Genomic DNA, 13,425 nt, shown 5'->3' on the forward strand with positions numbered 1-13,425 from the left:
CAGACCCTCCCGCAACCCCGATCCGAAGCCCCAACACGGCCGCCGCCACCGGGTCAAGGCATCTTTCCCGCCTTGACGCGGTCGCGCCGGCCGTAGTCACAATCGGGCATCGGGGTGGCGGAGAACCTGGAAGGTCCCGAGACCTGAACCGATCCAGCCCGATCGGACATTGCCTGTCATCCCCAAAGAGCCCAATATGTTGCGGCCCACAACATATCGAACGACAACGCCGTCGGAGGGTCTCGATGATCAGGTGGAAAGCAGTCCTGGCCTGCGCGGGAGCAGGAATCCTCCTAGCCGCAGCCCTACCGGGAACGGCCCAAGCGACGGGCACGGCAACAGACTGCTGCGGCGGAGGAGCCTCCTGGGCAACGGGCAACAAATCAGGCCTGGGCACCTCGACGACAACAGCGAGCCCAGTCTGGTTCACGATCGCCGACGGAGTGACATCCGAGGTCTTCTACCCCCGAGCCGACATCCCGAACATGCAGGACATGCAGTTCGTGATCACGGACGGCACAACGTTCGTGGACCTGGAGCGCGACGCCACCAACCACGTAGTGACGATGCCGGACGAGAAAGCCCTCCAGTACACGGTCACCAACGCGGCCAAGAGCGGCAAGTACCGCATCACGACCGACTACGTCACGGACCCAGCCCGCTCGACGCTAGTTCGGAACACCCGATTCCAGTCCCTGGACGGCGGAACCTACCGCCTCTACCTCCTGGCCAACCCATCAATGGCCGGCGGCGGCGCGAACGACAACGCGTGGTGGGACGGCACCGGCCTCATCGCGAGCGGAACCGAAACACTATTCGGCGGCACAGCCACAACGGTCGTCTCAGCACTACGCGTCTCGACAGGCTTCACCGCCCACGACAACGGCTACACCGGCGCGGCGAGCGACTGCCTAACCGACCTACGCGCAGACAAAACCCTGAACAACCAGTTCGACAACATCTCCGGAACGGGCAACGCAGTCCAGTGCGGCCAGATCCCGGTAGGCACGGACACAACGTTCACCGTCGCACTAGGCTACGGCGCCACCGCAACAGCAGCCACATCAGCGGCGACCGGCTCTTTGAGCAGCGGCTTCTCCACGGTGGCAACGTCCTACCGCAGCGGCTGGAACTCCTACGTGAGCAGCCTGAAACCCGCCCCGGCGAGCGTCTCCGGCGACACGCAACGACGCCGCGCCTACTACGTCGCGGCAATGGCACTCAAAACCGCCGAGGACAAACAGCACCCGGGCGCGAGCGTCGCAGGCCTAGCAACACCATGGGGCAACTTCACCAACGGCGACCAGCTCAACGACGGCTACCACCGAGTCTGGGGCCGTGACCTCTACCAGCAGGCGACGGGCCTCCTGGCCGCCGGCGACAGCGCCCAGGCCAAGCGGATGGCCCAGTTCCTCTGGAACTCCCAATGGATCGGCAGCCCGACGGCCGGCGACGGCATGACGTACCCGGCAGGCTCCTTCCCCCGCTACAGCCCGGTTTCCGGCGTCGCGGGCGCCAGTCCCCAGCAGCTCGGCTGCTGCGAACAGCTCGACCAGGACGCCGACGCGATCCTGCTGGCCTGGCTGACCGGCGTCACCGACGCCTCGACGTACGCCAAGGTCAAGACGACGGCGAACCACATCACCGCGACCGGCCCGGACACCACGGAGCGGTGGGAAGAGCAGTACGGCAAGTCGCCGTCGTCGGTCGCCGCCGAGATCGCCGGGCTGATCGCCGCGGGCGCGATCGCCCGGGCCAACGGCGACACCGCGAGCGCGACGTCGTGGGAGTCCACAGCGGACTCCTGGCGCACCTCGCTGGCCGGCTGGACCGTGACGACGTCCGGCTACTGGGGCGGGCACACCTACTACGAACGGCTCGACCGCGCCGGGAACCCGAACGACGGCGCGACGATCTGCTTCGACGAAGGCTGCTTCTACGAACACGATGTCACGGACTTCGGCTTCCTCGACCTGGTGCGGCTCGGCATCCGCCCGGCCGGCGACGCGACGATCGCGAACTCGGTCGCCCCGACCGCGGCGGCGTCCGACGGCAACGCGTCGATGCAGGTGACGCTGCCCAACGGCGACGTCTACTTCCACCGTTACCCGCACGACAACTACGGCGAGAGCACGACGACGTGCAACGGCTGGCCCGCGGGCGGCAGTCAGCGGTTCGGCCGGCTGTGGCCGGTGCTGTCGGGGGAGCGGGGGCAGTACGAACTCGCCAACGGCCGCTCGGCGGCGGTGTACCTGAAGTCCATGGCGGACTCGGCCAACGACGGGTACTTCGTGCCCGAGCAGGTCTGGGACCGCGGTGACGTCGGGTGCTTCGGCCTGGGCCGCCCGACCGGCAGCGCGGGACCGCTGATGTGGGCCGAAGGTCAGTACCTGCGCCTCGCGCAGAGCATGGACGCGGGCCACAACCTCGACACGCCGTCGGTCGTCAAGACCCGCTACGGCACCTGAGCGGCCAGCTTGCGGGTCCGGGTCAGCAGCTTCTCGACCCGGGCCCGCAGCTCCGGGGTCTCCCGGCCGAGATCCGGCAGCAGGTTCGTGTAGTCGGACACCAGGGTCCGGTAGCCGCGCGCGAACTTGCTCTTGCCGCGGTCGCGCGCGTACCGCCGGTCCAGGTCGATGATCTCCTGCGCCAGCACGGCGGCCGCCGCGGCCAGCTCGGTGTGGGCGTCCGCCTCGGCGTCCCGGCGTTCGCGGCGGGCGAGCGCGGTCCGGGCGGCCCGGCGGGAGGCCAGGTACAGCGCCGCCGCGCCCAGGAGCACCGCCCCGACCGCGGCCGCCGCGACGAGGTACCGCGGCAGCGACGGGCTGACCGTGCGGCCGCCGTCCGGGATCGAGCCGGTCTTCACCAGGAGGTCGTAGTTGACGACCATCACCTTCAGCGCGTCGACGGGCCGGTCGGTGAACGCGTCGATGCCGTTGCCGATCATCGACTCCGCGACGAACGCCTTGCCGAAGTTCTCGTCGTCCCCGCCGGGCAGCCGGGAACAGCCGTACTTCTGGTAGTCGTCACCGTCGCGGCTGAGCATCACGGCGAGGGTGCCGTCGGCCGCGCCGCCCAGGCTGTCGCACGCGTCGCTCAGGTCCGTGCCCGGTTCGAGGAACGCGACGACGAGCCGCCGGTTGCCGATCACGCGTTCGGCGGCGGGCTGGTCGAGGGTGACTCCGGGCGCGGTGTAGATCGACGCCGTCCGCAGCTGGCGGGCGACCGGGCCGTCGAAGATCCCGGCCGACCACACCGCCCAGCCGGCGAGGACCAGGCAGCCGAGCACCGCGACGCCGAACGCGGAACCGAAGAGCCGTTTCACGCCAGCCTCCCCTGCAGGAACGCCGCCGGCCGGTAGTCGGCGCGGCCCAGCAGCCCGGCCGCGGTGTCCAATTCGGACTCCGCGTGGTCGAGCAGGCCGTGCACGTGCCGGTCCGGCAGCTTGTCGTCGAACGCTGCGCGGGCGGCCGTCAGCTGGGTGATCCCGCGGGTGAGCGCCGCGGCGGACGCGCCGTCGGTGAGCCCGGAGATCTCGACGGCCAGCGCGGTCAGGCCGGCCAGCCGCGCCGGGACGCCGGTCCGGACGAGCCGGCGGCCCGGCCGCAGCACCCGCCGGGCGGAGAGCGCGAGGAACCCGACCGCGCAGCCGGCGAACAGCCACGGCAGCGCGGGCAGCGCGACCCGCAGCGGGTCGAACGGGGTGTAGGGCAGCGGCCGGTCGAACAGCCCGGCGTAGCGGATGGCCGTGACCCGGTCGAGCCACGCGCCCAGGACGTTGCGCTGCGGGTAGGCGTACTCGCTGAGCCGGTCGGCGAACTGGCCGTAGAAGCTCGCCGTCGCGACGTCGGAGAAGGCGGCGGCCGACGGCCCGTCGTACTCGACCCACGAGCCGTACAGCACGACGATCGGGCGGCCGGGGAACTCCCGCGCCAGCGCCGGTCCGAAGTGGACCAATGGCCGGTCGGCGGGCTGCTGCGGCAACGCGACGTACAACGGCTGCGCGCCGGGGAACGCGGCCGTCGTCGCGGGCGCGTCCTTCAGCGTCGCTCCCGGCGCGATGAACCGGCCGGTGCCGCGAAGCGCCGTGGTGGCCGTCGCCAGCTCCTCGGCCGTCGGGTCGCGCCGAGCGATCGCGGCCTGGTCCGGCGGCTCGGGCTGGTGGTTCAGGTGGGCGATCAGCGTCGTCAGCGACTCGGTGACGTCGCCGGTGGCGAACTGGTGGATCCACTCGGTGCCGCGATCGGCCGACGCCTGGAGAAACCCGCCGCTGACCTCGGTGCCGATCACGCGGACGGTCGCGTCGTCGACGTCCCGCACCCGGTCACGCGCCTCTTTCGGCAGGCCCGGCGGCGCGACGAGGATCCGGTAGGCGGTGCCGCCGGCCGCGGCTTTCACGGCCCGGTCGTTCCAGGTCGCGATCGAGCCCGGCAGCCGCACGACCGGGGAAGCCTTGACCATCGCCGTCAGCTGCTCGGCCGAAGGCACGGTCGCGCCGCTCAGCTCACCGGCCGAACCTTCGGGGATCGGGTCCGTCGCCGCCGGCGCCTGGCCGTAGCTGACCGCGGTGCTCTGCTGCTGCACGAGGAGGAACGTCACCAGCACGGCGACGGCCGCGGCGAGCAGGACCCAGCGAACCCGGTCAGCCACGGGCGGCCGTCCGCCAGAGCGCGTCGGCGCGGCGCGCGTGGTCTTCGGCCGCCTGGGCCGCACGCGGACCGCCGTGCGCGGCCGCGATGGTCTCGGCCCGGGTCAGCAGCTGCTCGGCTTCCGGCAGGGGAGCTGCCGCCGCGTCGCGGCTCACGGCGGCGCTGTCGATCGCCGCCCGCGCGGCCGACCAGGCGGTCCGCCGGCGCACGTCCCGATCCCGCCACCGCGGCACGGCGACCACGCCGAACCCGGCGACGGCGACCACCACCGCGGCGAGCACCCACACCACCCACGTCATCCCGGCCACCTCCGATCTCCGGCGAGGAGATCATTCTGGCTGTCGACGGCCGTGAGTGTGACAACGTTGCCGCATTGTGTCCCGGTCGGTCACCGGACCAAGTGGACAGTCTTCGCGGCGGGGACGAACGTCGCCGTCTGGCCGCGGGTGAGGGCGACCTTGTCGGCTTCGAGGCCGTCGCCGAACGCGACCAGGCGGTCGGATTCGACCTCGACGGTCAGCGGCGCCGACGTCAGATCCCCTTCGGTGCACGTGGTTCCGGTCGTCGGGGACGGCCACGCCTCGCGCACGAACCAGATCAGCCGGGCCTCGCCGGGCGCGGGCAGCCGGAGCCCGCTCGCCCGTTCCCGCCACACCGACCCGCACCAGCCGGTCGCGCCGGTGCCCGTCCCGACCAGGATTCCCGACGACGCCTGGCGCTCCGCCGGCCCGCCACCGACCCCCAGCCGGTAGCGGGCCGTCTGGTGCCCGGCGTGGCCCAGGTAGATCTCGTTGAGCGCGAGCAGCCGCTGGCCGTCGTCCGCGGTGAGCTCGGCCATCGTCCGGTGCTCGACGTCGCCGGTGGACCGCACCAGGTCCGCGACGGCGGCCGCGGGGTGCTTGACGAGGACGCCGGGCGCGCCGGGCGTCACGCCGATCACCGGCTGGCCGTCGAGGTACTTGGCGACGTTGGCGATCAGCCCGTCCTGCCCGACCACCACGACGACGTCTTCCGGGGTGAACAGGAAGCGGTCGAGGTCCGCCCGCTCGACCTCGCCGCGGCGCCAGTCGAGGGGGATCGCCGCCGACGCCGTGGCGAGCGCCGCGCGCACGGCGGCGTCCGCCTCGGTGACCTCGGCCAGGTCACGGCCGCGCGTGCGCAGGAAGAACTCCGCCTGCCCGCGCGTGCCGTGCCGGGCGAGCAGCTCGTCGAGCTCGGTACGCCGGTGCACCAGCACGACGCGCGGGGCGAGGCTCACGACCGCACGCCCAGCTTGGTCAGCAGCGGGGCGAGCAGATCAGGGGTCACCGTGAGACTGTCGATCTGGGGCAGGTTGCCGGCCAGCTCCTTCAGCGCCAGCCCGGTGAGCACGCCCTCGGGCAGGTCGCGGTACGCCGCGAGCCGCGCCGTCTCGCCGGCCGCCTCCGCCTCGCCCAGCAGCCGCTTGCCTTCGGCTTCCACGAGCGTCAGGCGTTCCTTGCGCGACGCCTGCGCCTCGGTCTCGATCCGGTTCGCCGCCGCGGCTTCTTCGGCCTGCCGGCGGGCGTTCGCGCCGCGCTGGGTGACCAGCTGCTCTTCGCGGCGGGCCAGCTCGATCTGGTTCTGCAGCTCGTTCTCCCCGATCGCCCGTTCGCGTTCGACGGCCAGCGCGCGCCGTTCGAAGGTCGCCCGGTCGGCCTCCTGCTGCACCTTTTCCCGCGCGGTCGTCTGCAGCGCCTTCTCGACCTCCGGCTCGGCCCGGACGGCGACGACGCGGACGTCGACGACCGCCGAGCCGGTCTGCGCGAGCCGGGTGTCCTCCTCGGCGAGCCCGGCGCGGATCCGGTCGCGGACCGCCCGGACGCCGTCGACCAGTGCGGTCTCCAGGGGAGTGCGGGTCAGGACCTCGACGGCGTACTGCTGGACGTTCTCGGTGAGCAGCCCGCTGATCTGGGCGAGGGGGTCGCTTCTCCAGCGCCCGGTGTCGGGGTCGATGGAGAAGTCGATCCGCTGCGCGGCCAGCGAGGGATCCTCGATCCGGAAGGTCAGCGCGAGCTGCACGGTGACGTCCTGGAAGTCGGCCGTGCGGGCGTGGAACAGCAGCGGCAGCTCGCGGTCGTCGACCGGGACCTCCGAGACGACCGCGGTGAGCGGCCGGTACCAGAACGACAGCCCGACGCCGTCGTGCGCGAGCTTGCCGCGGCGGTAGTGGCGGATGTGCACGGTGGGTGCGCCACGCAGGTGCCGGAACCCGAAGCGGCGGTCGATGTCGGCCATGAGCCCTCCTCTTATCGTCGGTGTGACGATATGCGGAGGACGCCCTAATCGTCAAGCTGACGATTAGCGGGTAGGGTGGTGGCATGGGTCACCCGCCGTTCGCCGTCACCGTCGACCTCGTCGTGCTCACCCTGACCGGAGACGAGCTGTGCGCGCTGGTCGTGCGCCGGGGAGTCGAGCCGTACAAAGGGGAGTGGGCGCTGCCGGGCGGGTTCGTCCGCGCGGACGAAGACCTCTCGGACGCGGCGCGCCGGGAACTGGCGGAGGAGACGGGACTGGCGCCGGGGACCGTCCACATCGAACAGCTCGCCGGCTACGGCGCCCCGGACCGGGACCCGCGGATGCGCGTGGTGACGGTCGCGTACCTGGCGCTGGCCCCGAACCTGCCGACCCCGAGCGCGGGCACGGACGCGGCGGAGGCCCGCTGGACCCCGGTGCGGTCCCTGACCGGCGAGCACCTGGCGTTCGACCACGACCGCATCCTCGCCGACGGCCTCGAGCGGGCCCGGGCGAAACTCGAGTATTCGCCGCTGGCGACGGCGTTCTGCGCACCGGAGTTCACGGTGGCGGAGCTGCGGCGGGTGTACGAGCTGGTGTGGGACACGCGCCTGGACCCGCGCAACTTCCACCGCAAGGTCACGGGCGCCGAGGGACTGCTGGAGCCGACGGGCCACACGACGACTCGCGACGGCGGCCGGCCGGCACAGCTGTACCGGCGGGGGAAGGCGGAGCTGCTGTACCCGCCGATGCTGCGAAGCTGACCGGAGAAGGGGACTGCCGTGGGTGACCGGAAGACCGAGCCGATCGCGCACTGGGGGTTCGCCGCCGACACGGCGGAGAGCTGGGTGTGGGGACAGCTCCTCCTGCGTGCCGACGGCGTGCTGCTGCGCCGCTACGGCGGCTCCAGTTACGACGGGATGACGACCTACCGCTACCGGCCCTGGGGCGAAGTGCCGTGGTGGCCCGGCATCACCGACCGCGACGAGGCGATTCGCACCCTGCGCGGCCGCGGCTACGACCTGACCGAGCCCGGCCCGGTACCGCCCGGCCAGGACTCGGCGGGCCCCTTCCCCGGTCTGCCGAAACGGGCCGGGCCGATCTGATCGGCCCTAGGCGGCGCGGGCGGGCACCAGCCGCCGCGCGGCCGTCACCAAGGGCAGCAAGCGCGTGCCGAAGTTGCGGGCCACCAGCCCTCCCCGCGTCGCCGGGATCAGCAGGGCCGCGGCTGTGGAAACGTTGCGCTGCTTGGGTTCCACCAGCTTCCGGTGCGCTTCCTCGTACCGGCGGAACGCCGACGCCACGTCGCCCGGCGTCCGGCCCAGCTCCTCGGCGAGGGTGTACGCGCCCGCCATCGCCAGCGTCGAACCGTCGCCGAACAAGGACACGCACGACGCCGCGTCGCCGGCCAGGGCGATCCGCCCCTTCGCCCAGCCGTCCATCCGCACGCGGCTCACCGAGTCCAGGTACAGGTCGTCCGCTTCGCGCACGCGCTCCAGCAGCTCCGGCACCCGCCACCCCGCCCCTTGATACGCCGAAGCGAGCATGCGCTTGTGCAGCGCCGCATCCCGGTGGTCGAAGCCCGGCACGGCGTCGCCGCGGAACATGAACGCCGCGATTCCCTTGCCGCGCGCCGGGTGCACCGCGACCGCGCGGCCGGGCGAGTTGTACATCACCAGCTCCGTGCGGTCGGCCGGCGGCTCGGCCAGCGGCAGCGTCGCGATGTAGACGCCCATGTGCTCGACGAACGCGTGCTCCGGCCCGAACGCCAGCCGCCGCACGGCCGAGTGCAGGCCGTCCGCGCCGATCACCAGGTCGAAGCGTCGCGGGGCACCCCGCTCGAACGTGACGTCGACGCCGCCGTCGTCCTGGTGCAGCTCGGTGATCGAGTCGTGGAAGACGAACTCGGTGTCTTCCCGCGCGGCGCCGTGCAGGATCGCCGCGAGGTCGGTGCGGGGCAGCTCGATGCCGGCGTCGCCGCCCATCGTGACCCGGCCGGTGCGCTGGCCCGCGTCGTCGACGAACTTCAACGACGTCACGGCGGTGGCCGCTTCCCGCAGCTTCGTGGTGATGCCCATGCGGTCGGCGACGTGGGCGGCCGGTCCGCGGACGTCGACCGGGCTGCCGCTCGAGCGCAGCTCGGCGGCGCGCTCGACCACGGTCGGCCGGAAGCCCGCGCGAGCCAGCCAGTACGCCAGCATCGGCCCGGCGACGCCCGCGCCGGAGATCAGTACGGTCTGCTCGGTCATGGTGGTTACCCCCATCAAGGTCCTGACCATCGGTCAGTATCGACCGTACGCTCCTGTCCAACGGTCAGGCAAGGGGGTTAGGCTCGGTCCATGACGGACGACACCCGCGCCCGGATCCTGCGCGCCGCGCTCGAGGAGTTCTCCGAGCGCGGCTTCCACGCGACGTCGGTCCGCGAGCTGGCCGAACGCGTCGGCGTCACCAAGACCGCGGTGCTGTACCACTTCCCCGGCAAGGCCGACATCGTGACGGCGCTGGCCCAACCCCTCCTGGACGACCTCGAAGCGACCATGACGAAGGCCGCGGACGCCGACGACCCCCGCGCGGCGGCGATCGAGGGTCTCCTCGGCGTGTGGCTCGATCACCGCTACCTGCTCCGGATGAACCTGCGAGACCTCGGGATGACCGCGTCGAAGGTCGTGTTCGAGCGGTTCCGCGACGGCATGCTCCAGGCGAACCACCTGGTGGCGGGCCCGGACGCGGACCTGGCCGGCCGGGTCCGCGCGGCACAGGCGATCGCGATGCTCAGCGACCCGGTGGTGTTGTTCGCCGACGCCCCGGTGGACGAGCTGCGCGCCGCGGTCCTCGACGGCGTCGACCGCCTGTACGCGCCGGCCGAGCCTGCGGACCGGCCCCGCGCCCGCCGGGGCCGGCCGCCGGTGATGAGCCCGGAGACCATTGAGGCGGCCCGCCGCCTCTACGACGCGGGCCACGCCCCGGCCGACATCGCGACGGCGCTGGGCGTCTCCCGCGCCACGATCTACCGGCACCTGCCCGGCGTCGAATAATGAGACGCCTTAATGAGACTTATTGAGACGCCACCTCGATGGCGGGCAACGCCGCCAGCTGGGCGGAAGTCAGCTTCGACGCCGCCTCGAAGACCTTCTGCTGGTGCTCCTTGATCCGCTCGTCCACCCGGCGGCTCAGCTCGAAGGCCAGCCGTCCGGTCTGGCGGACCGTGACGTCGTCCACCAGCGGCCGCACCGCCGAGGTGATGACCACTCCCGAGGCTTCCCCGGCCGGGGATTGTGAGACGCCCACCGAGTAGGTCTCGCGCGGGTTGACCGGCCCGTCGATCGAGAAGTCCCGGATCCGGCCGAGCAGCGCGTGCCACTCGGCGATCTCGCCCGGCACCTCGGTGGCCTTGACGTCGTCCACGGTCAGGCCCATCCCGCGGTCGCCGGCGCGGAAACACCGGGCGTAGGAGTTGAGCGCCGACACCCACAGCGCCTCGACGAGCACCGCGTCCACGCGCGGGTGGGCCAGCTCCGCCACCAGCCGTTCGCAGCACTTGAGCGTGAACTGCAGGTCGTCGAAGATCGCGACGAGGTCGGCCAGGCCCAGCGCGCCGGGCGTGGTGAGCTGCCGGGCGCTCGACGGGGCGGTCGTGGAAGAGGACATCCGTCAACGACACCGCATCCGGGAGCGTCCCGGGGTCTCAATTTGCGACACCACCCGCCACGGGCCGCAGCGAAAGGGTGAACGACGTCTTCTGCGGCACCAGCCGGTACGGCGGCAGCACCCCGGGCCCGCAGGCCGCCGTCCCCAGCCCGTGCTGGGCCGCGTCCAGCGTCAGGTGCACCAGCGACCCGGACTCCAGCTCGTCCGTGTGCCGCGCCGCCTCCAGAGCCGCCGCCGTCCAGCGGCGCGCCGTGAAGTCGAACGTGGGGTCGCCGTCGACGCGGAGGCCCGTGCCGTCCGGGTCCGTCAGGGCGGCCCAGCGCACCGCCGTGCGGTTTCCGTTCTCCTGGGGGTAGATGTACGGCGTCTGCAGGCCGTCGACGCTGCTCGAGAACCGCCCGATCCGCACCGCCTGACAGCTGTCCGGATACGCCTCGCCGGGGCCGCCGCCGAACCACTCCGCCGAGCCGAACGTGCCCGGGACCGCCATCGCCAGGCCGAGCCGGGGGAGCGTGCCGGGGAAGTCGCCGTCGGGCGTGACGTCCACGCGCAACCGGAGGCCGCCGTCGAACGCCGTCCACGTGTAGTCCGCGAACAGGCCGAACGGCTGCGCCGGCGGGGCGACCCGGGTCCGGACGACGAGCTCGTCGCCGTCGGCATCGACGGCGATCACGCGGTGCTGCAGCCGGTGCAGCCCCGCTTCGAGCCACTGCGACGCCTCGGGCGGCCCGGGGGACGACCCGCGGTCGTTGTCCGTCGTCGCGCGCCAGACGTCGAGCCGCGGACCCCGGACCGGATGCCCACCCAGTGCCGTCAGCAGGCCGGTCACCGCGTCGAACTCGCCGGCACCGAGGACGAGCTGCCCGGACGTGCGGAACACCGGCCCGCGCGCCTGCGGCGAAGGCCGGGCGGCTGCCGCCGACACCGGCAGCTGCCCCCAGCCGACGACGTGCCCTGCAGGCGCCCACGCGGTCGACGAGGCCAGCGACGCCGACACGGTCAGCCAGGATTCGCCGCGAGTGGGCGGCAAAGACGGCAGCACAACAGTGACGCTCTGTCCGGAGTGGACCGCCGGAACGTCGAGGACGCCCCGGGCGACGGCGGTTCCCTCGTCCTCGAGCACCCAGGCGAACCGCAGGTGCCCGGTGTCGGCGAAGTCGTAGTGGTTCTCGATCAAGACACCGGAGGGGTCCGCGGAGATCCGGACCGGCTCGATGACCTTCGCGAACTCCGTCAGCCCCGGCGACGGCGTCCGGTCCGGGAAGAGCAGGCCGTCGATGACGAAGTTGCCGTCGTGGAGGGGCTCGCCGAAGTCGCCGCCGTACGCGAAGTGGCCCGGCGCGGCGAGGCCGTGGTCGATCCACTCCCAGACGAACCCGCCCTGGCAGTTCGGGTACCGCTCGAACAGCTCGCGGTACTCCAGCAGCCCGCCCGGCCCGTTGCCCATCGCGTGCGCGTACTCGCACAGCACGAACGGCAGGTCCCGGCGCCGCTCGTTGTCGTCGTCCCGACGGCCGATCCGCTCCACTTCGGACGGTGTCGCGTACATGCGGCTGTGGACGTCCACATAGGAGCAATCGTGGTCGCCCTCGTAGTGCACCGGCCGCGTCGGGTCGCGGTGGCGCACCCACTCGGCCATCCGCGCGAGGTTGTCGCCGGTGTGGCTCTCGTTGCCCAGCGACCAGAGGATCACGCTCGGCCGGTTCTTGTCCCGCTCGACGGTGCGCCGCATCCGGTCCAGGTAGGCGTCCGTCCACATCGGCTCGGAGCTCGGGTTGCGGTCCCAGCCGAGCGGCCCGAAGCCGTGGGTCTCCAGGTCGCACTCGTCGACCACCCACAGGCCGTACTCGTCGCACAGCTCGAGGAACGCCGGGTCCGGCGGGTAGTGGCTGGTCCGGACGGCGTTGACGTTGTGCCGCTTCATCAGCAGGACGTCGGCCAGCGCGGTCTCCCGCGAGACGACGCGTCCGGTGCGCGGGTCGTGTTCGTGCCGGTTCACCCCGCGCAGCAGCAGCCGTCGGCCGTTGACCTTGAGCTGTCCGTCCTCGATGGACACCGTCCGGAAGCCGATCCGCACCGGCACGCGTTCGGCCACAGTGGACAGCGTCCCGTCGTACAGGCGCGGCGTCTCGGCGCTCCACGGCTCGACGGGGAGTTCCAGCGGCTCTCCGGCCGGGTGGCCGGCGACGCCCAGCGACGGGATGTCCAGCACGACGTCGGCGCCGGCCTCGACCCGGACCGTGCCCAGGCCGGTCGTGTGGTCGTAGTCCGCGCGGACCCAGAAGTCGCCGATGCCGCCCAGCGGCCGCGCCAACAGCGTGACCGACCGGAAGATGCCGGACAGCCACCACATGTCCTGGTCTTCGAGGTAGCTGCCCGCCGACCACTGGTGCACGCGCACCACGAGGACGTTGTCCCGCGGCCGCAGGAGCGGTCCGACCTCGAACTCCGACGGCAGCCGGCTGCCCTTCGTGACGCCGAGCTCGGTGCCGTTGAGCCAGATCCGGCCGCACGAGTCGATCCCGTCGAAGCGCAGCAGCGCCGAGCCGGACGGCCAGTCCGCGGGCAGGTCGAACCGCAGCCGGTGGTCGCCGGTCGGGTTCTCCGACGGCACGTGCGGCGGGTCGACCGGGAACGGGTAGTGCACGTTCGTGTAGGCGGGCTTGCCGTGCCCGTGCAGCTGCCACAGCGACGGCACCGGCAGCTCGTCCCAGCCGGAGTCGTCCGCGTCGAGGGGGTCGGGGGCGGCCGCGAGGCTCGGCGAGAGCCGGAAGCGCCACGTGCCGTTCAAGGACAGCGACGGGGCGTCGGAGCTGAAGGCCGCGCGCGGGGGCACCGAACCGTGGCCTGGGCCCGGGTCTTCGACGTACGACAT

The 13,425-nt window shown here is 72.4% G+C and carries 12 protein-coding genes; 4 read left to right on the forward strand and 8 right to left on the reverse strand.

Annotated elements, in window-relative coordinates; translation table 11 throughout:
* Window positions 1–245 precede the first annotated feature (245 nt).
* Complete coding sequence (locus ACZ7OU_RS31275) at window positions 246–2,468, forward strand: glycoside hydrolase family 15 protein (protein ID WP_470257950.1); 2,223 nt, start codon at window positions 246–248, stop codon at window positions 2,466–2,468.
* On the opposite strand, the gene ACZ7OU_RS31280 is transcribed toward ACZ7OU_RS31275, so the two are convergent.
* The 5 genes from ACZ7OU_RS31280 to ACZ7OU_RS31300 form a co-directional block, all read right to left on the reverse strand.
* Window positions 2,456–3,325, reverse strand: a complete 870-nt coding sequence (locus ACZ7OU_RS31280; protein ID WP_470257951.1) for a hypothetical protein — start codon at window positions 3,323–3,325, stop codon at window positions 2,456–2,458. The genes ACZ7OU_RS31275 and ACZ7OU_RS31280 overlap by 13 nt on opposite strands.
* The gene (locus ACZ7OU_RS31285; RefSeq protein ID WP_470257952.1) at window positions 3,322–4,650 is read right to left on the reverse strand and encodes a hypothetical protein; all 1,329 of its coding nucleotides are present in this window, start codon (window positions 4,648–4,650) and stop codon (window positions 3,322–3,324) included. The genes ACZ7OU_RS31280 and ACZ7OU_RS31285 overlap by 4 nt, the downstream gene beginning before the upstream one ends.
* Complete coding sequence (locus tag ACZ7OU_RS31290; RefSeq protein WP_470257953.1) at window positions 4,643–4,948, reverse strand: DUF6403 family protein; 306 nt, start codon at window positions 4,946–4,948, stop codon at window positions 4,643–4,645. Before ACZ7OU_RS31290 ends, ACZ7OU_RS31285 begins: the two co-directional genes overlap by 8 nt.
* Before the next feature lie 89 nt (window positions 4,949–5,037).
* Window positions 5,038–5,907, reverse strand: a complete 870-nt coding sequence (locus ACZ7OU_RS31295) for an NAD(+)/NADH kinase (RefSeq protein WP_470257954.1) — start codon at window positions 5,905–5,907, stop codon at window positions 5,038–5,040.
* Window positions 5,904–6,905: an SPFH domain-containing protein gene (locus ACZ7OU_RS31300; protein WP_470257955.1), complete on the reverse strand. Its 1,002-nt coding sequence runs from the start codon at window positions 6,903–6,905 to the stop codon at window positions 5,904–5,906. The genes ACZ7OU_RS31295 and ACZ7OU_RS31300 overlap by 4 nt, the downstream gene beginning before the upstream one ends.
* A gap of 83 nt (window positions 6,906–6,988) precedes the next feature.
* Between ACZ7OU_RS31300 and ACZ7OU_RS31305 the strand changes: the two genes are divergently transcribed.
* Window positions 6,989–7,666, forward strand: coding sequence for an NUDIX hydrolase (locus ACZ7OU_RS31305; protein ID WP_470257956.1), 678 nt, complete (start codon window positions 6,989–6,991; stop codon window positions 7,664–7,666).
* Window positions 7,667–7,684: 18 nt separating this feature from the next.
* On the forward strand, window positions 7,685–8,008 hold the full coding sequence (locus ACZ7OU_RS31310; RefSeq protein WP_470257957.1) for a hypothetical protein: 324 nt from the start codon (window positions 7,685–7,687) through the stop codon (window positions 8,006–8,008).
* Between the two features lie 6 nt (window positions 8,009–8,014).
* Here ACZ7OU_RS31310 and ACZ7OU_RS31315 read toward each other — a convergent pair whose 3' ends face one another.
* Window positions 8,015–9,151, reverse strand: coding sequence for an FAD-dependent monooxygenase (locus tag ACZ7OU_RS31315; RefSeq protein ID WP_470257958.1), 1,137 nt, complete (start codon window positions 9,149–9,151; stop codon window positions 8,015–8,017).
* Between the two features lie 90 nt (window positions 9,152–9,241).
* On the opposite strand from ACZ7OU_RS31315, the gene ACZ7OU_RS31320 reads away from it, so the two are divergent.
* Window positions 9,242–9,937 (forward strand): TetR family transcriptional regulator, encoded by a 696-nt coding sequence (locus ACZ7OU_RS31320; RefSeq protein WP_470257959.1) that lies wholly within the window; start codon window positions 9,242–9,244, stop codon window positions 9,935–9,937.
* 19 nt (window positions 9,938–9,956) lie between these two features.
* On the opposite strand, the gene ACZ7OU_RS31325 is transcribed toward ACZ7OU_RS31320, so the two are convergent.
* The gene (locus ACZ7OU_RS31325) at window positions 9,957–10,550 is read right to left on the reverse strand and encodes a hypothetical protein (protein WP_470257960.1); all 594 of its coding nucleotides are present in this window, start codon (window positions 10,548–10,550) and stop codon (window positions 9,957–9,959) included.
* Window positions 10,551–10,587: 37 nt separating this feature from the next.
* Window positions 10,588–13,425, reverse strand: a complete 2,838-nt coding sequence (locus ACZ7OU_RS31330; RefSeq protein ID WP_470257961.1) for a glycoside hydrolase family 2 TIM barrel-domain containing protein — start codon at window positions 13,423–13,425, stop codon at window positions 10,588–10,590.

This window comes from Amycolatopsis sp. NPDC114505, from assembly GCF_055633615.1.

Excerpts from the sequence above, each read along its gene's own strand:
- ACZ7OU_RS31300 (WP_470257955.1), bottom strand. The coding sequence starts at position 6,905 with ATGGCCGACATCGACCGCCGCTTCGGGTTCCGGCACCTGCGTGGCGCA.
- ACZ7OU_RS31330 (WP_470257961.1), bottom strand. The coding sequence starts at position 13,425 with ATGTCGTACGTCGAAGACCCGGGCCCAGGCCACGGTTCGGTGCCCCCG.
- ACZ7OU_RS31325 (WP_470257960.1), bottom strand. The coding sequence starts at position 10,550 with ATGTCCTCTTCCACGACCGCCCCGTCGAGCGCCCGGCAGCTCACCACG.
- ACZ7OU_RS31290 (WP_470257953.1), bottom strand. The coding sequence starts at position 4,948 with ATGACGTGGGTGGTGTGGGTGCTCGCCGCGGTGGTGGTCGCCGTCGCC.
- ACZ7OU_RS31305 (WP_470257956.1), top strand. The coding sequence starts at position 6,989 with ATGGGTCACCCGCCGTTCGCCGTCACCGTCGACCTCGTCGTGCTCACC.
- ACZ7OU_RS31315 (WP_470257958.1), bottom strand. The coding sequence starts at position 9,151 with ATGACCGAGCAGACCGTACTGATCTCCGGCGCGGGCGTCGCCGGGCCG.
- ACZ7OU_RS31320 (WP_470257959.1), top strand. The coding sequence starts at position 9,242 with ATGACGGACGACACCCGCGCCCGGATCCTGCGCGCCGCGCTCGAGGAG.
- ACZ7OU_RS31275 (WP_470257950.1), top strand. The coding sequence starts at position 246 with ATGATCAGGTGGAAAGCAGTCCTGGCCTGCGCGGGAGCAGGAATCCTC.